Origin of the sequence: Hoeflea sp. AS60 (assembly GCF_038900115.1) — a bacterium.
Taxonomy (GTDB): domain Bacteria; phylum Pseudomonadota; class Alphaproteobacteria; order Rhizobiales; family Rhizobiaceae; genus Hoeflea.
This window is the reverse complement of the sequence record NZ_JBBMQP010000001.1, coordinates 320,384-345,754: the sequence shown is the minus strand read 5'-3', so window position 1 is coordinate 345,754 and position 25,371 is coordinate 320,384. Positions and strand designations below refer to the sequence as shown.

The window sequence follows — 25,371 nt, the reverse complement described above, 5'->3', positions numbered from 1 at the left end:
GTCACTTCCTCGCTGATCTGGCTTTGCAATTCATCAAGCATCGCACTCTGGACGATCTGGTAGACGAAGGCCGTCAAAAGCACGATCACGATGGAAGCAATCGCGGCAAAAATGAAGTTGTAGCGAAACGTTATCCCCGAGGTGACATCGCCGCTAAACATGCATCACATATCCGCTGTTCCGGCTCGTGTGAATCAGCGGAGTGTCGAACGGCTTGTCCACCTTGGCGCGCAGCCGGCTGACATGGGTTTCGACCACTGTCGTGCGCGGATCGAAATTGAAATCCCAGACCTGTTCAAGAAGCATTGTCTTGGTGACCACGCGGCCGGCATTGCGCATCAGCACTTCCAGCAATGCGAATTCCTTTGCCTGAAGGTCGATTGTGTGGCCGTCGCGTTTTGCCGAGCGGGCCAGCAGGTCCAGTTCAAGATCCCCGACAGTGAGAACGGTTGTCATGATGGCCCCGGATGGCCTTCGGGTCAGGGCTTTTACCCTGGCCTGAAACTCCGAGAAATGGAACGGCTTGACGAGATAGTCGTCCGCGCCTGCCGTCAGGCCTTCGACACGTTGGTCAATGTCAGCCATGGCGGTGAGAAAGATAACCGGCGTGTCCTTGCCCGATGCGCGCAGGCTCTTGGCCACTGACAGTCCATCCATGCCAGGCATCATCCTGTCGAGCACGATCAGGTCGCAGTCATTGTAGAGGCAGTGCGCCAGTACATCGCGCCCGTCGCCGAAACATTCCACCGAATATCCATTTTCCACGAGTCCCTTGCGCAGGTAGTCGCGGGTGCTGGCATCGTCTTCGGCAATCACGATTTTCATTGGCGCTGTCTTTTCCTTTGCCCACCGGCACTGGCGGAACTTGCCAGATGTTAGCAATTCGGCGTCACACCAGTCAGCTTAAAAATTTGTATGATTGCTGAAACGCGGGCGCAAACACCAGCGGTAGAGGGTTCTGACGACCTGTTAAGCCGCATCTCTCGGACGTTGATGCCTGGCGCTTACAAATAATTAAATCCCGGGAAAAGCTGACGTAATGCAATCATTCTAACTTCATTGCTGAATTTGGAACATTGCCGCCCATCAAGAGAAGAGCACTCCATGCCCGCCCGCAAGGTATGAGCGAAGAGAATGTAACGATCAGTGTAAATGCTGATGTCGAAATTATGAAAGCGGCAGGGTCCGGACGCAACCATAATGACGGCGTGAACGTTAAGCGCAGGAATTCGGCGCTGGCTTCAAATCTCCAGCCAAGGCCTGCGGGCAGCCGTGAAATACAGTTTTCGAGGGAGAAGTAAGACATGTCAGAGCAAGCACCCGGAAGTGCCCCGCGGTCTTCCAGCGCGGGTATCCTCAGCGCGGTCAGGAGTTTCCTGCCAAAGCGCCCCCTGCACTGGATCGGGGCAGGGCTGACCTTCTGCGCAGTAGGCGCATTGGCGGCCTTCACGGTCGCCAGTTCGGGTGTGCTGGATCTGAGCGCAGTCTCTCCACATCCGGAGGGATGGGCGAATTTTCTTCACTTTACTTTTCAGCGATCTGTTGCGGCACATGCAGAGGCGGTGCCGGAATCGGTTTCGCTGGACGATCCCGCGTTGATCATGGCCGGGGCTGCACACTATGCCAATGTCTGCGCGACGTGCCACGGGGCGCCCGGGATGGGACAGAACCCCGTCGCCCTATCCATGCGACCGGAGCCGCCGATGCTGCTTGAGGCCGCAACACGTTATTCCGACGGTGAACTTTTCCGCATTGTATCAGGCGGTGCGCGCTACTCGGCCATGCCGGCGTGGCCGGTCCACAACCGCCCCGATGAGGTTTGGGCGGTGGTTGCTTTTCTCAAGGCACTGCCTGGCATGGACCGGGCACGATACGAAATGCTTGCGCACGCGAATGCGAGCTTCACCGGTGCTGGTTCCAGTGTCGACATCGCTGAAGCCACCACACCAAATGGCAGTGATGCAGGCGCGCCAGGCAAGGCACCGCGGCCCTACCTTCCCGGTGATCCGCAATCGCTGCTGGCTTCGCCGCACGCTGCCGACCGGCCTGCGACCGGCTTTGTTCAGGTCCATGCACCCGGGGCTGCCTCTGCGGTCTGCAGTTCCTGCCACGGTGTTGACGGTGCAGGGCGGGACGGCGGCGCATTTCCCAATTTGACGCTTCAGACGCCTGAATATATTGCCGCCACACTGCAGGCATTTGCCTCGGGTGAGCGCCAGAGCGGCATAATGTGGCCGGTCGCTGCCAATCTGTCGGAAGCCGATATCAAGCAACTTGCTGCCGAGTTCGGGGATGTTGCCGCAATGCCCTCTCTCGGCGCTGACGCCAGCGTCAAGGTTGATCCGCGGGTGTTGGCGCGCGGCAAGGATATCGCGCTCAACGGAATTGCCCGCAAAGGCGCGGCAGAGGCAACCTCCGCCGGAGAGCCTGTTCCGGTTTCGGTACAAGCTTGCCAAGGCTGTCACGGCCTTATTCCCGGGCGAGACAATGCCATGCCGCATATTGCAGGTCAGAATGCGGCCTATCTTGCCAATCAGTTGCGGCTGTTCCGCGACCAAGGCAGGGGCAATTCGCTCCCCTACAATCCGATGTCGATCGTCAGCCACAAGCTCGATGACCCGGACATCGAAGCATTGGCGGCCTATTATGCGTCACTTCCCGCGGAAAAGGGTGCCGGTGGCCCCGCCATGACGGGGTCGACACTGAACTGAGGATCGACATGGGCTCGTGGGGCCGGACCCTTTTTCTCCACACTGCGTCACATGCCGTTCCGGGCTTCCGCCTCAGATCAGCACCGATCGGATCAGAAAGGCGATTGTTCCGATCACCGCAATTCCGGCGAGGTATATGCCTGCAAACCAAAGCCAGCGCCGCATCAGTGGTATCCGTCGCCCGGGCGGACTTTGCCGCGGAACACCCAGTAGGAATAGGCCGTGTAGCCCAGGATCATCGGGATCAGAACGACGGCGCCGACGAGCAGGAACATGAGCGAACTGTCCGGAGCGGCGGCTTCAGCGATCGTCAGCGCAGGTGGCACGAGGTTGGGATAGAAGCTCACCCCGAGGCCTGCATAGGACAGAACGAAGATCGCCACGGTTGCCAGAAACGGGCGCATATCATCGTGGTTCTTCAGGCCCGTCCACAATTGCCAGACGGCAAGCGCCAGCAGGATAGGCACTATGGCCGACCAGGCTCCGGAGGGCCAGCCGAACCAGCGATCGAGATATTCAGGCATCAGGAACGGGGTAGCAAGGCTGACAGCGCCGATCAACGCAACCAATCCTGCGCCGAGCGGCATTGCAAGACGTCTCGCACGAACCGCGGTCTCGCCTTCGGTCTTGAGCATCAGCCAGGTGGCGCCCAGCAGGGCGTAGCCCGTCACCAAGGCAAGCGCCGTCAGCACGGAAAACGGTGTGAACCAGTCCCAGTTTCCGCCGCCATAGGCCCGGCCGTCAACTGCGATACCCTGCACCAGCGCACCAAGCGCCATGCCCTGTGCAATCGTGGCAATCAGCGAACCGCCCCAGAAACCGAATTCCCAGAAGCTCTTCATCCGCGTGGTGCGATGGATGAACTCGAACGCCACGCCGCGAAAAATCAGGCCCAGCAACATGGCAATTATCAGCGGATAGAGCGCCGGCATAACGATGGCGTAGGCGAGTGGAAAGACAGCGAACAGGCCGCCCCCGCCCAGAACCAGCCAAGTCTCGTTGCCATCCCAGACCGGCGCAATGGTGTTCATCGCCAAATGCCGCTCCTCGCGGTTTTTAAGGAACGGGAACAGGATGCCGATACCCAGATCAAATCCGTCGAGGAGCACATAGGCGAGCACGGCGAAGGCTATGAGCCCGGCCCAGATGAAGGGAAGATCGATTTCCATGATTTACTCCCCTGCCGTAATATGAGGTTTGGTCGGTTTCGAGGCAGCGGGTGTGATGCCCGCAGTGCGCGTGACCCCTATCTTGTCGATGTCGATCCGATCCCTTGGTCGCTTGCTCATGAGCCGCATCACGTAGAAGCTGCCCGATCCGAAGACGAAGAAATAGACTATGATGAAGGCGATCAGCGAAGCGCCGACAGCATCTGCCTGCAAAGGTGCTGCACTGTCGCTGGTGCGCAGCAAGCCATAGACCGTAAAGGGCTGGCGGCCGACCTCGGTGGTGATCCAGCCGCAGAGCACTGCGAGGAACCCAGACGGTCCCATTACCACAGCGGCACGGTGCAGCCAGGGGGCTTCATAAAGCTGCCCTTTCCAGCGTGCCCAGCCCGACCACAATCCGATCGCCAGCATGGCAAAGCCGACCGCTACCATGATGCGGAAGGTCCAGAAGATCATCGCCGATTTCGGGCGCTCATCTTCCGGGAAGGCATCGAGCCCCTGGATCGGCGTGTCCAGACTATGGGTCAGGATCAGCGAGCCGAGCAGCGGTATCTCAACTTTGTAACGGGTCTCGCCCGCTTCATCGTCCGGCAGGCCAAACAGTATCAGTGGTGCGCGGCCCTCGGGGAAACTTTCAAAATGACCCTCCATAGCGGCGATCTTGGCCGGCTGGTGTTCGAGCGTGTTGATGCCATGAAAATCGCCCGCCACGATCTGGATCGGTGTCACGATCAACGCCATCCACATGGCCATGGAGAACATGATGGCTGCGCCACGGCTTTCCGGCGTGCGGAGCAGATGCCACGCGCCGACGCCGCCCACCACGAATGCGGTGGTCAGATAGGCTGCCAGCACCATGTGAACCAGACGGTAGGGGAAGGATGGGTTGAAGACGATAGCCCACCAATCCTCCGGCACGAACTGTCCGACCTCGTTGATCGAATAACCCTGCGGCGTCTGCATCCAGCTGTTCACGCTCAGGATCCAGAAGGCCGAAAACAACGTGCCGACTGCGACGATTGCGGTGGCCGCCATGTGCAGTCTGTTACCAACCCGGTCTCTCCCGAAAAGCATGATGCCAAGAAAGCCGGCCTCGAGGAAGAAAGCAGACAACACCTCATAGCCCATCAACGGCCCGAGGATAGGCCCGGTCTTGTCGGAAAACACCGACCAGTTGGTGCCGAACTGGTAGGACATAACGATGCCCGAGACGACGCCCATGCCGAATACCACCGCGAAGATCGTCTTCCAGTAATCAAACAGTCGCAGGTAGGCCTCATCGCGGTGCCAAAGCCAAAGACCGTTCAGCACTGCGAGATAGCTCGCAAGGCCGATCGAAAACGCCGGAAAGATGATATGTGCGGAGATTGTAAACGCGAACTGGAACCTGGCCAGATCGATTGCAGAGATGTCGCTGAACATTATGGCTGACCTCGGGTCGGGACGGATGCTGCCCCTGGCACATGCGCCGATAGGGCAGTTTTCTAGTTGTCGCTCAAATGGATTTTGTCCGCAAACAGGTCCGGACTTCGACGCAAACTTGCGGATGCGCTGACTTGGCCTCGATATCCCCGACCAAGGTCGGGGTCATGGCTTTGCGGACAGTTCCGTTTTCGGTGGAGCCGGCGGGGGTGTCTCCGATCTGGATCTCCATTGAATATCCTTTCGCGGTTTGTAGCGGCCTGATCTAAAGCAGCTTGTCACAATTTCAGATAGATGTTTTCCTGCTCAAAGCAATGAAGTGCCCATTTCCTTAATGTCGCACCCTTGGGCGCTGGCTTGAAACTGGCCAGTCATCCTGACCAGAAGCACCGCACAAGAAGGTGGCGCCTCGGTGCAATCTGGGCCTGACAAGCATGCCTTGAATTCATGCTGGGATGGACCGGAGTAACTTACAGCGACAGACGTAGGATAAATGGAGATGGAGCTTCGACTTAACTCTTAAGGCCTGAGTATCGTCTTCCAAAAATATTACAGTCGGACGGTCCAAATTCGGAGCGCGGTTCGTGAAACCATGGAGTCTGCCAACCAGAGGGGCGGCGTCTAATATCAGGATAAAACCTACAGCATAAAGTTGCCAGTTATGACTGCTGTTGGTTGGATTATCTCGAATTGAAGCGGATCAAATGTATGCGGGAACCAGCAGTCAGGAGTTTTTCAATCCTCGGTATTCGGTTCCCGTCAATACAACCCAATTCACTTTGCTGATTTTCTCGCTTGATGACTGATTTATATAAGAAATCTGATCACAGCCTTAATACTTCTTTTAAATTCAACAACTAGCGTAAGCGAAGGCGGAGAACATGCCGGGCCTAGACGTGGCCGGGCACCCGAACAGTTACGCAACAATACCTCGGATGATCAAACGTTTTTTCTGTTCGATTAAGCCCCGGGTTCACAAGGCTCTGATGATGAAAAATGTAAAAATCTCTCGCCAATTGACGTTTCTCGTCGTTGGACTGCTCGCCGCTGTGGCTGGCTTGGTCTACTACCAGATTCAGATGGCGACGACAGCCATCTATGCTGAACGAAACGGCATGTTGCGCGCCCAGGTCGAGGCAGCTGTCTCGATCATGCAAGCCTACTATGATCGCGAGACGTCAGGAGAACTGACGCACGAAGAAGCGGAAACAGGGGCGTACCGCGATATTGCAAGCATCAAATACACTCCCGATGGATATATCTTTGCCTACGATTATGACGTCGTCATGCGGATACACCCCGTGGCGGACAAGGTTGGCGTCCCGGGCAAGGGTAAACCAGATGCGGCCGGAAACATGTTCCGAGATGAAATTGTTGCTGCCGGCAAGGCAGGCGGCGGCTTTGTGGAATATTACAGTACGTCAAAGCCGGGCGAACCCGAAGGCATGTTCTTCAAAAGCTCCTATGCAAAGGGATTTGAGCCCTGGGGCCTTGTCCTTGCAACCGGCGTTTACCTGGATGACTTGCAGGCGCAAATCCGAGACATGATCCTGAAAGCCGCCGGTATCGGGGCGCTGGTGTTGTTGCTTGGTCTTACTGCCGCCTTCTTCGTCATTCGCGGCATCACCAAGCCCCTATCGGCAATCCATACAGCGCTGGAAGCTGTTGCAGACGATGATGTGTCGATTGCCATTCCGCACACCGACATGAGCAATGAAGTCGGCATGATGGCCAAAGCAACCGAAGCGCTGCAAGAAAAGGTGCGCGAACGCCACGCCATGGCTTCGCGCCAGGAACAGCAACAGCGCCAAATCGATACAGAGCGGCAGACCAATGCAGATCTGCAGCGCTCTGAAGCCGAGCAGCAGGATCACGTCGTTTCGACGATTGGCCTGGCGCTCGAGCACCTCGCAGAAGGGAATCTGACGGTCCGCTGTGATGATCTTGGTCCAAAATACCAGACGCTGCGTGACAATTTCAACGAGGCACTCGGACAGCTCGAAGTTGCCATGTCCAAGGTGAACACCAAGGGTATCGACATTGGCAGTTCGAAGGACGAAATCCGGCGTGCTTCCAACGAGCTTTCTCAGCGCACCGAGCGCCAGGCTGCAAGCCTGGAGGAAACATCGGCAGCTTTGGACGAATTGACCGTTGCCGTGCGCCATACTGCCGATGGTGCCCGAGACGCGGCGGCGCGCGTGACCTCTGTCTCCAACGAGGCTTCGCTTTCGGACGGTGTGGTAGCTCAGGCGATCAGCGCCATGAGCGGCATCGAGCAGTCGTCAGCCGAGATCACGAAGATCATCGGCGTGATTGACGAGATCGCTTTCCAGACCAATCTCCTGGCTCTCAACGCCGGAGTCGAAGCGGCACGGGCCGGCGAAAGCGGCAAGGGCTTTGCGGTTGTCGCGCAGGAAGTGCGTGAACTTGCGCAACGCTCTGCCGCTGCTGCGAAGGAAATCAAGGAACAGATTTCCAAGTCATCAGGCCAAGTTGAAAACGGCGTTCAATTGGTCGGTCAGGCGGGCGAAGCGCTGAAGCGCATTTCCGATCAGATCAAGGATGCCAACGACATTGTTGGCAAGATCGCCCATTCGGCGGCCGAACAGGACACAACGCTGCGTTCGATCTCGTCTTCGCTGAACCAGCTCGACGCAGCCACCCAGCAGAATGCTGCCATGGCAGAGGAAACAACCGCATCGGCCGAAGTGCTGGCCGCGGATACTGAAGAGCTGATCGGCCTGATCGGGAGGTTCAAGGTATCTGGAGCGGCAACAAGCGGCCTGAGCGCTGTGGCGGAGAAAATGCGCAGGGCCAGCTAAGCCGAAAGCCAACTCTGCGAAGCTACTTCCAATGAAAAAGACCGCCGGAAAACCTTCGGCGGTCTTTGTCGTTCAACGTAGTCTTTAGCCGAAAGGGCAGGTCTAACGCAGATGCTCAAACAAGCGGGCAACAGCTTCGGCCCCCGGATCTCGATGGCCTTCAAGCTGCTGAGCGTTGATATAGGCTGCCCGGCCTGCATTTGCCTTGACCAGGGTTGCCGTATGATCTGCGCCGGCGCGGGCTGCTTGCGCAGCCTTGGCGATGCTTTCATCCAGCGCGTCCAGCGCCGGGCTGAGAGCATCGACCATGGTTCGGTCGCCCAGATTGGCGCCACCGATTTCCTGCATTCGGGTCAGGCCCGCCTTCAACGCACCTGTCATTGAAAGACCGCTGGAGGCGGCGTCGCCTGCGGCTGCGAAGAAGATTGCAAGAAGCACGCCCGAAGACCCACCCATGGTCTGGCTGAGTTCCTGGCCAAGGGCACGATAGAGTTGGGTGTGATCAGCCAGTGGAAGGGTATCCATTGAGCCGATCAGGGCGCGGGCAGCACCTGCAAGGGTTGAGCCCGTATCGCCATCGCCTGATTTGGCATCCAGCACATTGAGATCGCGTTCGCATTCAATCAGGATCTCGCAGCACTTGGTCAGAAATGCGCGTGTTTCCGCGTGCTCGGAAGGAAGGGGTTTGATCGGCGCCAGACCGTCCGGTAGGTTGAGAACCGTCACCGGTGCAATATCTGATATGCCCGGCCATGCCGACAGCGGGGTCTGTTGTAACAGGGCTTCCAGATCTTCAGCGCTCGCCGGATAAACGGATACAGAGAAGCCGCGCATATCCAGAGACGTGACCATTGCAGCCGGGCCCACGATCCATTTCAGTTTCCCGGCAATCTCGGATTTTGCCAGTTCATTGGCGAGCACCGCCATTTCGAGAACCGATGTGCCGCCGAGATTGTTGAGCAGTGCCACATGATTGCCATCAGGCATATGCGTGGCAAGCTTGGCAACGACTGCGCCCATCGCCTGTCTGGCGTCGGTATATTGGATTTGTTCGACACCGGCTTCGCCATGGATGCCGAGGCCCAGTTCCGCCATGCCCTTGGGGATGCGGGCTTCCTTGGGCGAGCCTGGAACCGTGCAGGTATCAAGCGACATGCCGATGGTCTTGGTGCCTGAGATCACCTTCTCGACGCGGGCAGTGATCTCGTCAAGGTTGGCGCCGCGCTCAGCCAATGCGCCTGCGATCTTGTGCACAAACAGTGTGCCCGCCACGCCGCGTGCCTGGGGCAGGTCGGGTAAGGCCACGTCATCATCGACCACAACCATACTAACGTTGAGACCAAAGGCCTTGGCGCGCTCGGCGGCCAGTCCGAAGTTCAAGCGGTCGCCGGTGTAATTCTTGACGATGAGCAGACATCCCGCTGGTCCGGTGACTGCCAAGATACCCGCCAGCACTGCATCAACGGAAGGCGAGGCGAACACATCGCCACAGACAGCTGCGGTCAACATGCCAGCGCCGACAAATCCCGCATGGGCCGGTTCGTGGCCCGAACCGCCGCCTGACACAAGCGCCACTTTCGACTTGTCCCAATCATTGCGCACAACAACCCGAATGTGCGGATAGCCATCCAGACGCGCCAGCTTGCCGCCGGATGTCGCGATAATCCCGTCAACGGCATCAGTGACGATGCTTTCCTTCTGGTTCATAAACTGGGTCATTGAGTGGTCCTCCGGGAGTGTTTTGCGGCAAGCTGTGGAGCAGATTTCCGTTTCAGATTGTGCAGTGGCGGCCTAGGCAATTCGGTCACCGTGCGTATCGAAATAGAACGGGTTCTCAGGCCTGATTTTCACCGTGTCACCTTCGCTCAAGTCTGTGTGCGCATCCGTGACCGTTATCAGATCGTGCTTCTTGAAAGTGAGGTGCAATCGCGTCTGGTCACCCAGACGTTCCACGCGCGTGACGATGCTGTCCTCGCCTGCACCCTGCACAATCTGTTCAGGCCTGAGGCCGATCTTGTCGGCCTTTCCCGGTGCACCGTCAAACAGCGATGCGGGCAGAATGTTCACTCTGGGCTGACCGAGACGGCTTGCGGCATAGATGCTGACCGGGTTCTCGTAGATCTCGCGCGGGCTGCCGAACTGGACCAGCTTGCCCTTGTCGAGAACACCGACATGGGTTGCCATCGTCATCGCTTCGATCTGGTCATGTGTCACATACAACAATGTCGCGCCAGACTTTGACTGGATGCGCTTCAACTCGATGCGCAGATCTGCGCGCAGCTTGGCGTCGAGCGAACTCAACGGCTCATCCATCAGGTAGATGCTGGGGGTTCTGACCAGTGCACGGCCGATTGACACGCGCTGCATCTCGCCGCCTGACAGGGCTGTCGCCTTGTTGTCGAGCTTGTGGGAAATCTGCAGGACTTCGGCCACTTCCTTGATCTTGCGGGCTATCTCATCAGCAGGGGTCTTGAGCAGTGGAGACTTGAGCGGGAATTCGAGATTCTCGCGCACGGTCAGATGCGGATAGAGCGAATATTGCTGGAAGACCATGGCGACGTTGCGCTGCGCCGGAGTGAGCCCCATCATCGACCGGCCATCGATCAGCACTTCGCCGGAATCCGGATTGTCGAGACCCGATATCATCCGTAGCGTGGTGGTCTTGCCTGCACCCGTGGGGCCAAGCAGCACGACAAAAGACCCATCCGGAATGGTCAAGCTGACATTGTCGAGCGCGATGTCCGTACCGAAGCGCTTCGTGACGTTCTTCAGGATGACTTCAGCCATGGTGCAAGACCTCCTGATTGGCCTGCGACACCAGAGCTTGGCCGGTCTCGACATTGAAGATCGATATGGTGCGAGCGTCAAATTCCAGCCCGGCTGTTTCACCGACCTGCATTGGCTGAGCGGCGCTGACGCGGGATTTTATGGTGCCGTTCGGCGTGGCAATGGTGACAATCTGCGTCGTGCCAAGATACTCGGTTGCAAGCACTTCGCCTCTGTAGGCACTTGTATCTGAGAACCGCACATGTTCGGGCCGCACACCGAGAGCGAGTTGGCCTTTGGCACCTTCTAGAGATGAAGGAATCTGGAAGTCGGTGCCATTCATGTGAATGCTGTTCTGGTGGCTGTCCAGTTGGCCGTCGAACTTCAGAAAGTTCATGGCGGGCGAACCCAGAAAGCTGGCGACAAACATCGTTGATGGCCAATCATAGATTTCCTGCGGCCGGCCGAACTGCTCAACCACGCCGTGGTTCATCACAACAATCTTGTCGCCCATCTGCATGGCTTCGAGTTGATCATGGGTCACGTAAACCGTCGTCGCACCCATGCGATCATGCAACGCGCGGAGTTCTTCCGACATGTGCTCGCGGAATTCGGCATCGAGCGCACCCAGCGGTTCATCCATGAAAAAGGCCTTGGGATCGCGCACAATCGCCCGGCCCAGCGCCACCCGCTGGCGGTCGCCACCGGACAGCCCGCCGACGGGACGGTTTAGAATGTCAGTGATGCCGAGGATCTCGGCCACTTCCGCAACCTTCTTCTTGACCTGGGCTCGCGGCATTCCCTGGCTCAGCAGCGGATAGGAAATGTTCTTGCCAACATTCATGTGCGGATAGAGCGCAAACATCTGGAACACGAAAGCGATGTCACGCTGGCTGGCGGGTTTCATGCCGACCTCTTCGCCGTCAATGTAGATTTCACCGCTGGTGGGCAGTTCGAGCCCGGCCATCATCCGCAACGTCGTGGTCTTGCCGCAGCCTGAGGGGCCGAGAAGCATGAAAAATTCGCCGTCCTCGACGGTGAAGGTCGAGGATTTGACCGCAGTGAAGGTTCCGAAATCCTTGCGCACATTCTTGATCATTATCTGCGCCATGAGTTACTCCGGAAAATGGCTGACGATGATGAACATCACCGTGCCAACCAGTGTGATGATGAAGGAATAGGTGAACAGCGACAGCACGAAGGGCTGCATCAGCATGAACACACCCAGCGCAATCAAGACCGACGCCAGCATTTCCCAGGAACCGCGTTTGAAGTGGAGCAGACCATTGATGAAATTTGTCATTTGCGCACCGCGCCGAAGGTGATGCCACGCAGCAGATGTTTGCGCAGGAGGATTGTGAACACCATGACCGGAACCAGGAAGATCGTCGCACCAGCAGCAACTGCCGGCCAGTCCTGGCCACCCACGCCGATGATCGTCGGGATGAATGGCGGCGCTGTTTGTGCGGTGCCCGAAGTCAGCAGCACTGCAAGCGCATACTCATTCCACGAGAAGATCAGGCAGAAGATGGCTGTCGAGGCGATACCGGTTGCGGCCTGCGGTAGAACGACTTTGTAAAACGCCTGAAACCTGGTGTAGCCATCAATCAGGGCTGCCTCTTCATATTCAATCGGGATCTCGTCGATGAACCCGTTGATCAGCCAGACCGATAGCGACAGATTGATCGCCGTATAGAGCAGGATCATGCCGGCATGGGTGTCATTGAGCCCGAGATTCCTGAACATCAGGAAAATCGGAATGGCGACCGCAATCGGCGGCATCATCCTGGTCGACAGAATGAAGAACAGCAGATCGTCTTTCAGCGGAACCTTGAAGCGCGAGAAGGCGTAGGCTGCAGCGGTTCCCAGAACGATTGCAAAGAAAGTGGAGCCAAATCCAATGATGACCGAGTTGAAGAACCGTTCGGAGTAGCGTGACTGGCCGACAATCGTGTTGCCCTTTGCTCGCACCAGTTGCTCGTACCAGGGCAGGTTTTCACGTGGTTCTTCGGCCAGCTCACCGCTGAGCCTGGTCTGGGTCGTGAATACATTCACATAGCCCTCGACCGTCGGTTCAAACAGGATCTTGGGCGGATAGGCGATTGAATCGGTCGATGATTTGAAGCCGGTGGCGACGATCCAGAGCAGCGGCAGCATGGTGATCAGGGCGTAACCAATGACCATAATGCCGGCGAACCATTTTTGCCGTGCGGACGGTTCGGTGACGGAAAAGCTCATCTCTGTTTCACCTTGTTCAGCGCCTTCACATAGATCGATGCCAAGCCAAACACCGTGACGAAGAGAATGACGGCGTAAGCCGACGAATAGCCGGTCCGCCATTTCTCAAAGGCTTCGCGCTTGAGATCAATCGAGGTCAGAGTGGTGGTGTTGCCGGGCCCACCGCCGGTCAATTGCACGACCAGATCGAACATCTTGAAGTTTTCGATGCCGCGGAAAAGCACAGCCAGCATCAGGAACGGAAGGATCATCGGAATTGTGATGGTCCAGAACTGCCGCCATTTGCTGGCCCGATCGCATTCAGCCGCTTCATAGATGCTGTCAGGAATGGATCTCAGACCTGCGAGACAGATCAGCATGACAAAGGGCGTCCACATCCAGGTGTCGACAATGACGATGGCCCACGGGGCGAGGGACACTTCGCCGATCATGGAAAAACTGGAAGGGTCAGCGCCGGTGACAAAGCCTACGATGTAATTGAAAAGGCCGATTTGCGGCTGGTACAGAAAGGTCCAGAAATTGCCGACCACTGCGGGAGACAGCATCATCGGGAACACGATGATTGTGGTCCAGAGATCGTTGCCTTTGAATTTTTTGTTGATGAGGTAGGCGAGGGTAAAGCCGATCAGGACCTGGCAGACGATGGTCCAGATCAGGAAATGCGCAGTTGCCTGCATCGTCATCCAGACATCCGCGTCGCCCAGAATGCGCTGGTAGTTCTGCAGTCCCACCCATTCGACGGCATTGTTTGGCCGGTTCACCCGAAAATTTGTGAAGCTCAGATAGATGGTCCATATCAGCGGGAAAATATTGATCGCCAACAGAATGAAAATCGTTGGAGCCACAAAGATCCAGGCAATCGCTCGGTCGGAGAGCCCTTTAACCTTTTGCACTATAACGGGCGGCGTAGCCCGGGCTGCACGGTCTATTACAGTTTCTGCCATTGCTTTTACCTGGTTCCCAAATTGCAAGGCCGGAACATTATGGTTCCGGCCTTGCCACCCTGTGGGAGGAGTACACGGGGTTAAGGCTTACTTCTTGCCTTCGTCCATGAAGACTTCATCCCAGTCCTTGACGAGGCCATCAAGCGCTTCCTTGGCGGTGCCATTTCCGGCAACGACGTAGTTGTGGATGCGCTCCTGCATCGGCAGAAGAAGCGATGCGTAGGAAGGCTCGGCCCAGAAATCCTTCACGATGGCCATGGAGTCGAGGAATGTCTGGGCGTAGGGCTGGCTGCTGGCAAAGCCCGGGTCTTCAACGACCGAACGCATTGCCGATGCGCCACCGACGTCCCACCATTTCTGCTGGACATCCTTCTGTGCAAACCACTTGATGTATTCGAGTGCCGCGTCCTTGTTGTCGGAATTGGCGACAACGGAAATACCCTGGCCACCAAGCTGGGCGAACTGGCCTGCAGGACCTGCCGGATTGGCAAAATAGCCTGACTTGCCACCACCCACATTCGGATCAGCTTCCACACCTGGCCAGATGAACGCGAAGTTCATCTGCATGGCGACCTGTCCGGATTTGTAGGCGTCGATGTTCTGCGACATGTAGGCGTCGGAAGCGCCGGGAGGCGTGCAGCAATCATAAAGCGCCTTGTAATATTCAAGGCCTTCGATGGCGCCTGCAGAATTCACAAAGCCTTCCAGATCGTAGGGCTTGTCCGGGTTGTCGTATTTGAAACCGTAATTGTAGAGCGCGTTGGTGACGCCCATGGTGATGCCTTCGGAGCCACGCTCGGTGTAGATTGCTGAACCATAGATTGTCTTGCCGTCGATTTCGCGGCCCTGGAAGAATTCGCCAATGTCCTTGAGTTCAGCAAGGGTCTTCGGCGCGTCGAGTTCGCGGCCGTATTTTTCCTTGAATTCGGCCTGCAGTTCCGGACGCGAGAACCAGTCCTTGCGGTAGGTCCAGCCGACAACGTCGGCATAGGCGGGCAGGGCGTAATAATTGGGTGTGTTCTTCGGCCATTCCGCATAACCGGTCACGGTTGCGGGCAGGAAGTCTTCCATCTTGATGCCTTCTTGCGCGAAGAAGTCATTCAACTTTACATATTGGCCATTCTCGGCTGCGCCGCCGATCCACTGGCTGTCGCCAATCAGAAGATCGCAAAGCTTGCCGCCGGAGTTCAATTCATTGAGCATGCGGTCGGCAAAGTTGGGCCACGGCACAAATTCAAAGCTCATATTGTGGCCGGACTGGGCTTCGAAATCCTTGCTCATCTCGACAAGCGCGTTGGCCGGATCCCAGGCCGCCCAGCAAAGGGTCAGATCGGCAGATTGCGCCGATGTCGCAGTCAGTGTCGCTCCCGCAAGGCTTGCTCCGAAAAGCAGACCGATTGTGGCAGCAGAATTCATCACCCTGTTTTTCATGACAGTATTCCTCCCTTTTTAAATGTTCCCGCCAATATGGCAGGGCCTCTCCTGTCTCGAAGCGTAATGAGGTGCGCACCTCATTGCAACATGTTTTTGAGGTGCGCACCTCAAAAGTTGATTTCCTGCTCATTTTGTTGAACTAATCAGCCCAAGCTGTTTTGCAGCGATTTCGATGGAATGGAATTTCTGAGGCAGATGAGACCAACAGCAAAAGACTTGGCGGTAGAAGCCGGCGTCAGCCTCGCAACGATTGATCGCGTCCTCAATGGCCGCTCCGGTGTGAAGCCGCGGACAGTGATCAAGGTCAACGAAGCGATTGAAAGAATTGGCTTTGTTCGCAACCTGGCTGCCGTCAATCTGGCGCGCAAGAAGAGCTACCAATTCCGCTTCCTCCTGCCCGATCACGGTGACCAGTTTCTCGATGTCCTGGTCGGCCATATTGAGGAGGCGAGGAAGGCCTTTGCTGATGAAATGGCTGATGTCGCGGCAATCCGTCTGCCGGTCGAGGATCCCTACAAGCTCGCAGCCTATCTCGGAGCGCTTGATGCGGAGACGACGCAAGGCATCGCAATCATGGCGCCCGAAACGCCTCAGGTTCGCGATGCGATCAATCGTCTCCTCGAGCGCGGCGTCGAGGTTGTGCAGTTCATTGCCGGACAGCCAAAGGCCGGCAGCAATGACTTCGTTGGAATCAACAATCATGCTGCAGGCGCCACCGCCGCTCAGTTGATCGGCCGTTTTTCAGCCGGCCAAAAGGGCAAGATACTGGTGGTCTCGGAGACCATGCAGGCGCATGACAGCATTGAACGCAGACTGGGGTTTGATGAGGTCATCAATCGGGAGTATCCCGCGCTTCAAACCCTGCCGTCGGTCGAAACGCGCGGCGACACATTGCGAACAGCGCGCATTTTCGAGAATGTCTTTGCCAATCATCCGGATATTTCGTGTCTCTATGTCATGAGCGCTGAAGCCCGGGGCCCGATTGGTGAGATATCCCGGTTCGCAACACGGCCGCTGGTGAAAATTGTTCACGAGCGCACTCCCTTTACGGAAGCAGCTCTTCGGAAGGGTGAAATAGACGCCGTGATTGCGCAGAATTCCGGGCATCTGGTCAGAAGCGCAATCCGGATCTTAAAGGCGCGCAATGATCAGCGTATTCCGCTCGCCTCGCAGGAAAAGATCCGCATTGAAATTCTGCTCAAAGAGAACCTCTGAAATCTGAGCTGACCAGAGCGCACATAGAAGTCTGACTTTTGCTGCGCCGTGCGGCTGCGCTGCCCGTCATCGCCTCCGAATGAACCCGGGCGGTTGATATGGCACGGCTATTGCAAGGCGTTCTTGTCTGCCGGAGTTTTGCGAACAGGGAATTCATACCGATGAACACGCTCAGCCTGGACATCAGGATTCTGCGAACACTTCAAAGCGTTTCGGAAACAGGAAACGTGACCGAAAGCGCGCGCAGGCTGGGGCGGACGCAACCGGCAATCACGCTGCAGCTACAACGCCTGGAGACTATCTGCGGGTTCAACCTGTTCCGGAGCGAAGGCCGCAAGATGATCCTGACGCCTGACGGTGCGCTGGTGCTGTCCTATGCCAATTCCATTCTGCGCCTGCATGATGAAATGTTGTCACGGTTGCAATCGCCAGATGTCGAGGGGCAAGTTGTGCTCGGCACCCCCGATCTCTATGCAGCTTTCATGCTGCCCTCGATCCTGGCACTGTTCAGGCAAGCCTTTCCGCGGGTTCAGGTGCAGCTGCAATGCTCGCTGTCCACGCCGCTTGTGCGACTGGTCCATCGCGGTGAAATCGATCTGGCGCTGGTCACCCGGATGAATGATTTTTCTGGTGGCAAACTTGTCCGACAGGAGCAACTGATATGGATGACCGGGGATAATTCCACTGCGCATACGGAGAATCCCGTCCCGCTGGCCTTGCTCCCGCCGGGTAATATCTACCGCGATCATGCCATCGAATGCCTGGAAGCAGTGCAGCATCCATGGCGCATTGCATGTGTGAGCGAAAGCGTGAGCGGGTTGCAGGCGGCGGTGTTCTCGGGAATGGCTGTCACGGTGCTGGGGCGGAGCGCATTGGTGCCGGGAATGCGTGAAATCGTGCGCGGGCCGGATTATCCCGAGCTGCCGAAGGTCGACCTGCTGCTCTACAAGGCGCCTGGCACCAAATCAGCCGCTGCGAACGCACTGCATGATTATCTCGCGCATTATCTGCCACTCGGGCAGGGCGAGGAACTGATCAAGCCGATGCAACAGAAAACAGTACTGGATCCGGATTCAACTATTGTCGGCTGAGATGTGAGCAGCGGTGCAGTCCTATTGCCAGCAAAGCGATCCAGGTTCACTGGCGCAGAGATCCGTAATCAGTTGACTATCGTCGTCAGCGGCAACCTCTCCAAAAATTAGAAAAATATTCCACGACCCTTTTGAGTGGGATTCAGGCAGTGCCGCTGTTCCTCTGGATCGTGGCCAGTCATATTTCGCAGGAATTGTACTCATATGCCGCAATATTGTGCATCGCATGATGACAAATGAAGCACATTTGGGTTCTTTATGGTTGGTATTTTTATTTCTGATTTTGTTAAATGAGGGAATATTTGTCTAATTCCCCTGGCAGAGCAAACACGAGCCTTTCGTTTTCGAAACAGGGAAATTTGCACAATGACCAAGTCCAAGAGCAGTTCCAACATCTCACGGCGCAACCTGCTGAAGGCAGGCGCCGCAGCAGCCGGCGCGGCCGCAGGTTCCGGAGTCATCACCGGATTCCCGACTATCTGGGCGCAGGAAATCAAGGATATCGAGCTTCGTCATGTCGGCGTGTCCTACTCGGTCGTCAAGGCCATCGGCGATCAGGCCGCCAAGGATCTCGGCTTCAAGGTGACGATGCAGAACCTTGATACGTCGGCTTCGATCAACCGCTTTATAACCCAGCCGAATTCGGTCGATATCGCCGACCTTGAAGGCTGGCAGGCCAAGCTGGCCGCCAAGCGCGGCATCATTCAGGGCATCGAAGCCAAGCGTATCAAGCAGTTCGACAACTTCTTGCCGATATTCACCAAGGGTGAACTCGAAGGTAGCCAGATCGCAAATCAGGGGATCTCGCCGTATGCGGCGCTCTATCTTGAAAAGAAGGATTCGACCGAGCTGCATGACGGTGTTGCGGATTGGCTGACTAACGTACCGCAGGTCTACAACGCCGACTCCATCGGCTATCGGCCCGACCTCGTCGACCATCCGGTCACCGAATGGAAAGATCTGATCGATCCGAAATACAAGGGCAAGGCAGCCATCCTCGATGTGCCGGCAATCGGCATCATGGACGCCGCCCTTTGCATGGAAAGCGCCGGCCTCGTCCAGTATGGCGACAAGGGCAACATGACCAAGGAAGAGATCGACAAGACGATCGACAAGTTGATCGAACTCAAGCGTGCAGGCCATTTCCGCGCCACCTGGACCACGTTCGACCAGTCTGTGCAGCTGATGGCAGCCGGTGAAGTTGTCATCCAGTCGATGTGGTCGCCCGCCGTGGCGGCGGTGCGCACCAAGGACATCCCTTGCGTCTATGCGCCGGTCAACAAGAAGGATGGCAAGGAAGGCTATCGCGGCTGGTGCAACGGCATGGGCCTGATGAACCACCTCGAAGGCAAGAAGCTGGATGCGGCCTACGAGTACATGAACTGGTACCTCGAAGGCTGGCAGGGGGCGTTCGTTTCCCGCTACGGCTATTACAGCCCGGTTCCGTCGACTGCCAAGAAGTTCATGTCCGATACGGAATGGGCCTACTGGTACGAGGGCAAGCCTGCTCCTGAAGCCATCACAGATCCCTACGGTTTGCCGATGGAGAAGGCCGGCACGGTTCGCGACGGTGGTTCCTTCGTCGAGCGTGTCACCAACATCTCCTGCTGGAACACGCTGATGGATGAAGCAGCCTACATGAACAAGCGCTGGAACGACTTCAAGGTCGCCTGACCCGAGTTGTCCACGAAGTCAGGGTCCCGGGCTGCAACCTTGCCCGGGGCTATGACGCCCCGCCCACTCTGGACAGATCGTCCGGCATTCAAAAGCCTCAAGCAAGGACCGCGGAGCTCGATGTCATGAAACTGAGCAGCAATACGATCGGATGGCTCAACGTCTCGCCGCTACTCGCGGTTCTCGTTCCATTTTTCATCGTGCCTATCCTCGTGGTCTGCGTCGCGAGCGTCATGCAGACCGACGGATATGGCGGCATGTTCATGGACTTCACTCTGGCCAATTACATCGATGTTGGCAGATCATCTCTGACCTACAATCTGTATTTCGAAACCATCAAGTTCGCGATCCTGACCTTGGTCTTCACTGCACTGATCGGTTTCTGGGTGGCCTATTTCCTGGTGTTTCACGTCAGGAGCAAGCTCTTTGCCATGGCACTGTTTCTGGTGTGCACGGTGCCATTCTGGACTTCAAACATCATACGTATGATTTCGTGGATACCGCTTCTGGGCAAGGAGGGCCTGATCAATCAGGCGCTGCTGGGTACAGGGTTCATCGATGAGCCCCTCGAGTTCCTGCTGTATTCGGACTTTGCGGTAGTGGTTGCCTATGTGCATCAGCTGACAATTTTCATGATTGTGCCTATTTTCAATTCGATGGCGCGGATCGACAAGCGGGTGGTGGAAGCAGCACTCGACGCCGGCGCGAGCCGCTTTGACATCATGCGTTACATCATCGTGCCGATGTCCAAGAGCGGAATTGCGCTCGGCGCCATCTTTGTCGTCTCGATTGTCATGGGGGACTTCTTCGTCGTCAAGGTCATGTCGGGTGGCGGTACGGCCTCGGTGGTTGGCGCTTTCTATGAAGACATCAGCGTTCTGCAATATCCAACAGCTGCAGCCAGCGCGGTCATTCTGACGATCATTGTCATGCTGATGGTCGCCGCGATCCTTCGTGTGGTCGATATTCGCAAGGAGATCGCCCAGTGAACGCTCCGACATCCATCAGGAATGCAACGCCATCGACCAGGCGCAAGGTGCGCAAGAGCTCGGATCGTCCATGGACCTTCTATGTCTTGGCTGGCTTCTTCGCGCTCTATGTCATCGCACTCTACGGCCCGATGATCTCGATCTACATCCTGTCTTTTCAGGACGTGCAGGGCGGCCTGGTGTTTCCGATGCGCGGTGTTTCGCTCTACTGGTTCAACGAGCTGATCATGCAGACGCGGGCCGGTGACGTCAGCGGGGCCTTTACCCGGTCCATGTACCTTGCCGTTTCGGTGACGCTGATAACGGTGGTGGTGTCGTTCATGGCCGGCATGGCTTTCCGCAAGCGTTTCCGCGGAGACACCATTGTCTTCTATCTCATGATCGGAAGCCTTGTTGCGCCCGGGCTGGTTCTCGGCATCGGCATCGGACTTGGTTTCAACATGCTGGGGATCCAGACCAACTGGTACACTTCTGCACTTGGCGCCCAGCTTTCCTGGACCCTGCCGTTCGGAATCCTGGTGATGTTTGCGGTGATGTCACGGCTCAACAATGACTGGGAGGAGGCGTCCCGCGACCTCGGGGCTTCTCCCGCACAGACCATCAGGCTGGTTGTGATCCCCATCCTAGCGCCAGGACTGATCGCGGTTGCCCTCTTTGGGTTCACCCTGTCCTATGACGAGTTTGCAAGGACGCTCCAGACCGCAGGTCCCCTGAACACGCTTCCGCTCGAAATCTGGAGCATGACGCTGAACGTGACGTCGCCGGCTCTCTATGCGCTGGGCACGGTTTCCACGGTGGTGTCCTTCCTCATCATCGGTGTCAGTCTTGGCTCGATCCTGCTGTTGCAGCGTCGCAATGCGGCCCGCCTGAACAATGACCAATAGAATGGAGAATCTGGTGAGCACTGGAAAAGGAGACATCGAGCTGGCCGGTGTGGCCAAGAGCTACGATGGAAGCACCTACGCCGTGGACGGCATCAATCTGAAAATCCCGGATGGCGCCTATTGTTGTCTGCTTGGGCCATCGGGCTGCGGCAAGAGCACGATCCTCAGGATGATCGCAGGCCATGAGGACCCGACGGTGGGCGAGATCCTGATCGGTGGAGAGGATGTGGTTGGTCTCGATCCGGTCGAACGTCGCACAGCGATGATGTTCCAGTCCTATGCCCTGTTTCCGCATCTGAGCGTTCGCGACAACATTGCATTTGCGCTCAAGGTCCGTGGTTTGCCGAAGGGCCAGCGCGATGACAAGGTCGACGCGATGATCGAGAAAGTGCAGTTGGGCGAGTTCGCCAACCGCCTGCCGGCGCAGCTTTCGGGCGGCCAGCAGCAGCGTGTGGCGCTGGCGCGTGCTGCAATCACCGAGCCGCGGGTTCTGTTGCTCGATGAGCCGCTGTCTGCGCTCGACGAGCATTTGCGCATTAAAATGCGCGCCGAACTGAGCCGCATGCAACGGGACCTGGGGATCACATTCATTCATGTGACCCACACGCAGCTTGAGGCAATTGCGCTCGCTGACATGGTGGTGGTCATGGACAAGGGGCAGATCCGTCAGGCAGCGCCGGCGCCGGAAGTCTATGCCAAGCCGAAAGATCGCTATGTCGCGGAATTCATCGGCGGCCAGAACGTTCTTTCCGGTACGGTGGGACAGGTCAACGGCGCGCAAGCGTCCTTCGCAGGCACAATGTTCAGCGACATCCGGATTCCGCTCAAGCCCAATCGTCGGCTTGAGAACGGCCAGACGCTCGACATCGCGGTGCGTCGCGATGATATCGATCTCATGCGTCTGGGTGGTGCCGGTATTCCCGACGGGTCGACCGCAATCGAGGGATCGGTCATCGGCGTCGAATACCAGGGGAACTTCGTCAAGGTGATGCTGAAGGCGGGGGGCGAGGATGAATTTGTCGCCTACGTGCCCGAGCGCCGGTTTTTCGAAGATGCCCTGTCCATCGGAGATAACGTACTTGCTGTCTGGCAGATCGATCACGCCCATCTGCTGGCCTAATCCTGGAGTAGTCACATGAAAATCTCGTTTGTCCTCAATGGCCGCCCCACTACTGTCGAGGCGGAGCCGTCAACGCTACTTAGCGATCTGATTCGCGAGGATCTTTCGCTCACCGGAACTCATGTGGGATGCGATACATCCCAGTGCGGCGCCTGCGTGATCCACCTCAATGGTGACTCCGTGAAGAGCTGCAGCGTACTGGCGGTTGCCGCCGAGGGCGCCGAGGTCCGTACCGTCGAAAGCCTTTCTGGTCTCGCCGACGAGCTTCATCCGATGCAGCAGGCCTTCCGCGACAATCATGGTCTGCAATGCGGCTTCTGCACGCCGGGCATGCTTATGGCGGCTCTCGATCTGGTGAAGCACAATCCGGATCCCGAGGAAGCCGAAATCCGTGAATGGCTGGAAGGCAATATCTGCCGCTGCACCGGCTACCAGAACATCGTCAAGTCCGTCATCGCTGGCGCGGCCGCCATGCGCCAAACATCCTGAAGGAAAGTACCATGTTGCCAGTTATCGGAATCGGATCGTCGCCCAAGCGCAAGGAAGATGCCCGTTTTGTGCGCGGACGGGGCACCTATGTCGCTGACATCAAGCGGCCGAACATGCTCACGGGAGTGTTTCTTCGCTCAGAACACGCGCACGCGATTATCAAGTCGATCGATGTCTCCGCGGCAATGGCGCAGCCCGGGGTCCATGGGGTCTATACCGGCGAAGACATGAAAGCTGACAATGTCGGCGGTCTGCCGGTCGGCTGGGGCATCACCGGCAAGGACGGCGAGCCGATGAAGGAGCCGCCACATCCGCCGATTGCCTTGGGCAAGGTGCGTTATGTCGGTGATGCCGTGGCGTTCATTGTTGCTGAAACCGATGAACAGGCACGGGCGGCTGCCGAACTTATCGAGGTCGACTACGAGGTCCTGCCAGCGGTGGTGGGCCTGGTCGATGCGCTCAAGCCCGGCGCGCCTGCAGTCTACGATGAAGTCGAGAACAATTTGTGCTGTGACTGGCATCTGGGCGATGGGTCGGCTGTCGAGGCAGCATTCCAGAACGCTGCCCATGTCGCCAGCATCGAGCTGGTCAACAACCGGCTGATCGGAAATCCGCTCGAGCCGCGTGCGGCGATCGGCGAGTTCGAGTTCGCAACCGGCCAGTACACGCTGTGGACCACCAGCCAGTTTCCCCATGTCGTGCGTCTGCTGATGGGCGAAATGGTGCTGCATATTCCGCAGCACAAGCTGCGCGTGGTAGCGCCTGATGTTGGCGGCGGTTTCGGTGTGAAGCAGTTCCACTATGCCGAGGAAGCTGTCGTTACCTGGGCTGCTGGCAAGCTCGGCCGCCCGGTCAAATGGGTCTGCCAGCGATCGGAAGGCTTTGTGTCCGACGCGCATGGTCGCGACCACGTCACCGAAGCCGAACTGGCGCTTGATGAGGACGGCAAGTTTCTGGCCATGCGGGTCAAGACGCTGGCGAACATGGGCGCTTATCTCTCCACCTTCGGCCCCAACATTCCGACCAACCTCTACGCGCCCCTCTTGTCGGGTGTCTATGTCATCCCGTCTATCTATTGCGAAGTGAAGTGCGTCTTCACCAACACCGTGCCGGTCGATGCCTATCGCGGCGCCGGGCGACCTGAAGCGACATTCGTGGTCGAGCGGCTGGTCGACATGGCGGCGCGCGAAATGGGTATCGACAAGATCGAGATCCGGCGGCGCAACATGATCGAGCGGGAGGCCTATCCTTACCAGACGCCGATGCTGGTCGAATATGACAGCGGCGATCCAAGAGGCTGCCTGGAGCGGGCCGAAGTGCTGGCAGATGTTGCCGGCTTCGAGGAGCGCCGCCTTGAGGCCGCGAGCCGTGGCAAGTATCTGGGCCTCGGTATCTCCACCTATGTGGAAGCCTGTGGCCTGGCGCCCTCGCGCATGGCCGGCCAGCTTGGTGCACGTGGCGGTCTTTATGAAAGTGCGACCGTGCGTGTTCATCCCTCCGGTGCAGTTACTGTGCTGATCGGTACCCACAATCACGGGCAGGGGCATGAGACTACATTTGCCCAGATCGTGTCGGAGCATCTCGGGGTTCCGTTCGAGGATATCAGCGTCGTCTTTGGCGATACCGACCGGGTGCAGTTCGGCATGGGTACTTACGGCTCCCGCTCGCTGGTCGTCGGCGGTGCGGCGCTTGCCAAGGCCAATGACAAGGTCATCCTGAAGGGGCGCAAGATCGCCGCGCACCAGTTCGAAGCGGCCCTTGACGACGTCATCTTCGAGAAGGGCGAATTCTCCGTTGCCGGCACCGACAAGAAAAAGAGCTTTGTCGAGATTGCCGGGGCTGCTTATGTGCCGTTTGACTATCCACTCGAAACCCTTGAGCCGGGTCTGGAAGAACAGGCGTTCTATGATCCGATCAACTTCACCTATCCGGGCGGCGCGCATTTCGCCGAAGTGGAAATAGATCCCGAGACCGGGATCGTCGCCCTCAAGCGTTATTCCGCTGTCGATGACGTAGGCACCATCATCAATCCGATGATCGTCGAGGGTCAGCTGCAGGGCGGCATCGCCCAAGGAATTGGCCAGGCTTTGTTTGAACATGGCGTCTACGATCAGACATCAGGTCAGCTGCTGGCAGGATCGTTCATGGATTACTGCATGCCTCGGGCCGACAACCTGCCGAATTTTGCCATCGAACCCCATTCGACAACCTGCACTCACACCCCGATGGGCGTGAAGGGCTGCGGTGAGTGTGGAACAATCGGGTCGCCTGCCGCGATCATCAGTGCGGTGGTCGATGCGCTCAAGCCGTTCGGTGTCAGCCATGTCGACATGCCGGCCACACCCAACCACATCTGGAACATCATTCGCAATTCGAGCGCCCGGATCGCGGCGGAATAGGAGA

General features: G+C 57.5%; 20 protein-coding genes. 10 read left to right on the top strand and 10 right to left on the bottom strand.

Annotated elements, in window-relative coordinates; translation table 11 throughout:
* Positions 1-153 precede the first annotated feature (153 nt).
* Positions 154-825: a response regulator transcription factor gene (locus tag WNZ14_RS01555; protein ID WP_342866856.1), complete on the bottom strand. Its 672-nt coding sequence runs from the start codon at positions 823-825 to the stop codon at positions 154-156.
* A gap of 479 nt (positions 826-1,304) precedes the next feature.
* Between WNZ14_RS01555 and WNZ14_RS01550 the strand changes: the two genes are divergently transcribed.
* Positions 1,305-2,711, top strand: a complete 1,407-nt coding sequence (locus WNZ14_RS01550) for a c-type cytochrome (RefSeq protein WP_342866855.1) — start codon at positions 1,305-1,307, stop codon at positions 2,709-2,711.
* Positions 2,712-2,875: 164 nt separating this feature from the next.
* On the opposite strand, the gene cydB is transcribed toward WNZ14_RS01550, so the two are convergent.
* Both cydB and WNZ14_RS01540 read right to left on the bottom strand, forming a co-directional pair.
* The gene (gene cydB, locus WNZ14_RS01545; protein ID WP_342866854.1) at positions 2,876-3,880 is read right to left on the bottom strand and encodes a cytochrome d ubiquinol oxidase subunit II; all 1,005 of its coding nucleotides are present in this window, start codon (positions 3,878-3,880) and stop codon (positions 2,876-2,878) included.
* Between the two features lie 3 nt (positions 3,881-3,883).
* Positions 3,884-5,302, bottom strand: coding sequence for a cytochrome ubiquinol oxidase subunit I (locus WNZ14_RS01540; protein ID WP_342866853.1), 1,419 nt, complete (start codon positions 5,300-5,302; stop codon positions 3,884-3,886).
* Positions 5,303-6,291: 989 nt separating this feature from the next.
* Here WNZ14_RS01540 and WNZ14_RS01535 point away from each other — a divergent pair.
* Positions 6,292-8,124, top strand: a complete 1,833-nt coding sequence (locus WNZ14_RS01535) for a methyl-accepting chemotaxis protein (RefSeq protein ID WP_342866852.1) — start codon at positions 6,292-6,294, stop codon at positions 8,122-8,124.
* 102 nt (positions 8,125-8,226) lie between these two features.
* Here the strand turns inward: WNZ14_RS01535 and WNZ14_RS01530 are convergent, their stop codons facing one another.
* The 7 genes from WNZ14_RS01530 to WNZ14_RS01500 all read right to left on the bottom strand — a co-directional run bounded on the left by WNZ14_RS01530 (position 8,227) and on the right by WNZ14_RS01500 (position 15,503).
* Positions 8,227-9,843: a dihydroxyacetone kinase subunit DhaK gene (locus WNZ14_RS01530; protein WP_342866851.1), complete on the bottom strand. Its 1,617-nt coding sequence runs from the start codon at positions 9,841-9,843 to the stop codon at positions 8,227-8,229.
* A gap of 72 nt (positions 9,844-9,915) precedes the next feature.
* Positions 9,916-10,911, bottom strand: coding sequence for an ABC transporter ATP-binding protein (locus WNZ14_RS01525; RefSeq protein ID WP_342866850.1), 996 nt, complete (start codon positions 10,909-10,911; stop codon positions 9,916-9,918).
* Positions 10,904-12,001 (bottom strand): ABC transporter ATP-binding protein, encoded by a 1,098-nt coding sequence (locus WNZ14_RS01520; protein WP_342866849.1) that lies wholly within the window; start codon positions 11,999-12,001, stop codon positions 10,904-10,906. Before WNZ14_RS01520 ends, WNZ14_RS01525 begins: the two co-directional genes overlap by 8 nt.
* Positions 12,002-12,004: 3 nt before the next feature.
* The gene (locus tag WNZ14_RS01515) at positions 12,005-12,193 is read right to left on the bottom strand and encodes a hypothetical protein (RefSeq protein ID WP_342866848.1); all 189 of its coding nucleotides are present in this window, start codon (positions 12,191-12,193) and stop codon (positions 12,005-12,007) included.
* The gene (locus tag WNZ14_RS01510) at positions 12,190-13,128 is read right to left on the bottom strand and encodes a carbohydrate ABC transporter permease (protein ID WP_342866847.1); all 939 of its coding nucleotides are present in this window, start codon (positions 13,126-13,128) and stop codon (positions 12,190-12,192) included. The genes WNZ14_RS01515 and WNZ14_RS01510 overlap by 4 nt, the downstream gene beginning before the upstream one ends.
* The gene (locus tag WNZ14_RS01505) at positions 13,125-14,072 is read right to left on the bottom strand and encodes a sugar ABC transporter permease (RefSeq protein WP_342866846.1); all 948 of its coding nucleotides are present in this window, start codon (positions 14,070-14,072) and stop codon (positions 13,125-13,127) included. The genes WNZ14_RS01510 and WNZ14_RS01505 overlap by 4 nt, the downstream gene beginning before the upstream one ends.
* Positions 14,073-14,159: 87 nt before the next feature.
* Positions 14,160-15,503 (bottom strand): extracellular solute-binding protein, encoded by a 1,344-nt coding sequence (locus WNZ14_RS01500; RefSeq protein ID WP_342866845.1) that lies wholly within the window; start codon positions 15,501-15,503, stop codon positions 14,160-14,162.
* A gap of 219 nt (positions 15,504-15,722) precedes the next feature.
* Between WNZ14_RS01500 and WNZ14_RS01495 the strand changes: the two genes are divergently transcribed.
* The 8 genes from WNZ14_RS01495 to WNZ14_RS01460 all read left to right on the top strand — a co-directional run bounded on the left by WNZ14_RS01495 (position 15,723) and on the right by WNZ14_RS01460 (position 25,367).
* Positions 15,723-16,721: a LacI family DNA-binding transcriptional regulator gene (locus tag WNZ14_RS01495; protein WP_342866844.1), complete on the top strand. Its 999-nt coding sequence runs from the start codon at positions 15,723-15,725 to the stop codon at positions 16,719-16,721.
* 161 nt (positions 16,722-16,882) lie between these two features.
* Positions 16,883-17,812 carry a LysR substrate-binding domain-containing protein gene (locus tag WNZ14_RS01490; RefSeq protein WP_342866843.1) on the top strand — a complete coding sequence of 310 codons (930 nt, stop codon included), beginning with the start codon at positions 16,883-16,885 and terminating at the stop codon, positions 17,810-17,812.
* A gap of 357 nt (positions 17,813-18,169) precedes the next feature.
* Positions 18,170-19,486, top strand: coding sequence for an extracellular solute-binding protein (locus WNZ14_RS01485; protein ID WP_342868479.1), 1,317 nt, complete (start codon positions 18,170-18,172; stop codon positions 19,484-19,486).
* 125 nt (positions 19,487-19,611) lie between these two features.
* Positions 19,612-20,475: an ABC transporter permease gene (locus WNZ14_RS01480; protein WP_342866842.1), complete on the top strand. Its 864-nt coding sequence runs from the start codon at positions 19,612-19,614 to the stop codon at positions 20,473-20,475.
* Positions 20,476-20,522: 47 nt separating this feature from the next.
* A complete protein-coding gene (locus tag WNZ14_RS01475) occupies positions 20,523-21,359 on the top strand; it encodes an ABC transporter permease (RefSeq protein ID WP_342868478.1) in 837 nt (278 codons plus the stop codon).
* A 13-nt stretch (positions 21,360-21,372) separates the two neighbouring features.
* A complete protein-coding gene (locus WNZ14_RS01470) occupies positions 21,373-22,479 on the top strand; it encodes an ABC transporter ATP-binding protein (protein WP_342866841.1) in 1,107 nt (368 codons plus the stop codon).
* Positions 22,480-22,494: 15 nt separating this feature from the next.
* Positions 22,495-22,968 carry a (2Fe-2S)-binding protein gene (locus WNZ14_RS01465; protein WP_342866840.1) on the top strand — a complete coding sequence of 158 codons (474 nt, stop codon included), beginning with the start codon at positions 22,495-22,497 and terminating at the stop codon, positions 22,966-22,968.
* Positions 22,969-22,979: 11 nt separating this feature from the next.
* Positions 22,980-25,367, top strand: a complete 2,388-nt coding sequence (locus WNZ14_RS01460) for a molybdopterin cofactor-binding domain-containing protein (RefSeq protein WP_342866839.1) — start codon at positions 22,980-22,982, stop codon at positions 25,365-25,367.
* The last annotated feature ends 4 nt before the right edge of the window (positions 25,368-25,371 follow it).

Excerpts from the sequence above, each read along its gene's own strand:
- WNZ14_RS01555 (WP_342866856.1), bottom strand. The coding sequence starts at position 825 with ATGAAAATCGTGATTGCCGAAGACGATGCCAGCACCCGCGACTACCTG.
- WNZ14_RS01465 (WP_342866840.1), top strand. The coding sequence starts at position 22,495 with ATGAAAATCTCGTTTGTCCTCAATGGCCGCCCCACTACTGTCGAGGCG.
- WNZ14_RS01505 (WP_342866846.1), bottom strand. The coding sequence starts at position 14,072 with ATGGCAGAAACTGTAATAGACCGTGCAGCCCGGGCTACGCCGCCCGTT.
- WNZ14_RS01490 (WP_342866843.1), top strand. The coding sequence starts at position 16,883 with ATGAACACGCTCAGCCTGGACATCAGGATTCTGCGAACACTTCAAAGC.
- WNZ14_RS01515 (WP_342866848.1), bottom strand. The coding sequence starts at position 12,193 with ATGACAAATTTCATCAATGGTCTGCTCCACTTCAAACGCGGTTCCTGG.
- cydB (WP_342866854.1), bottom strand. The coding sequence starts at position 3,880 with ATGGAAATCGATCTTCCCTTCATCTGGGCCGGGCTCATAGCCTTCGCC.
- WNZ14_RS01510 (WP_342866847.1), bottom strand. The coding sequence starts at position 13,128 with ATGAGCTTTTCCGTCACCGAACCGTCCGCACGGCAAAAATGGTTCGCC.
- WNZ14_RS01520 (WP_342866849.1), bottom strand. The coding sequence starts at position 12,001 with ATGGCGCAGATAATGATCAAGAATGTGCGCAAGGATTTCGGAACCTTC.
- WNZ14_RS01530 (WP_342866851.1), bottom strand. The coding sequence starts at position 9,843 with ATGACCCAGTTTATGAACCAGAAGGAAAGCATCGTCACTGATGCCGTT.
- WNZ14_RS01480 (WP_342866842.1), top strand. The coding sequence starts at position 19,612 with ATGAAACTGAGCAGCAATACGATCGGATGGCTCAACGTCTCGCCGCTA.
- WNZ14_RS01460 (WP_342866839.1), top strand. The coding sequence starts at position 22,980 with ATGTTGCCAGTTATCGGAATCGGATCGTCGCCCAAGCGCAAGGAAGAT.
- WNZ14_RS01550 (WP_342866855.1), top strand. The coding sequence starts at position 1,305 with ATGTCAGAGCAAGCACCCGGAAGTGCCCCGCGGTCTTCCAGCGCGGGT.
- WNZ14_RS01535 (WP_342866852.1), top strand. The coding sequence starts at position 6,292 with ATGAAAAATGTAAAAATCTCTCGCCAATTGACGTTTCTCGTCGTTGGA.
- WNZ14_RS01525 (WP_342866850.1), bottom strand. The coding sequence starts at position 10,911 with ATGGCTGAAGTCATCCTGAAGAACGTCACGAAGCGCTTCGGTACGGAC.
- WNZ14_RS01500 (WP_342866845.1), bottom strand. The coding sequence starts at position 15,503 with ATGAAAAACAGGGTGATGAATTCTGCTGCCACAATCGGTCTGCTTTTC.
- WNZ14_RS01540 (WP_342866853.1), bottom strand. The coding sequence starts at position 5,302 with ATGTTCAGCGACATCTCTGCAATCGATCTGGCCAGGTTCCAGTTCGCG.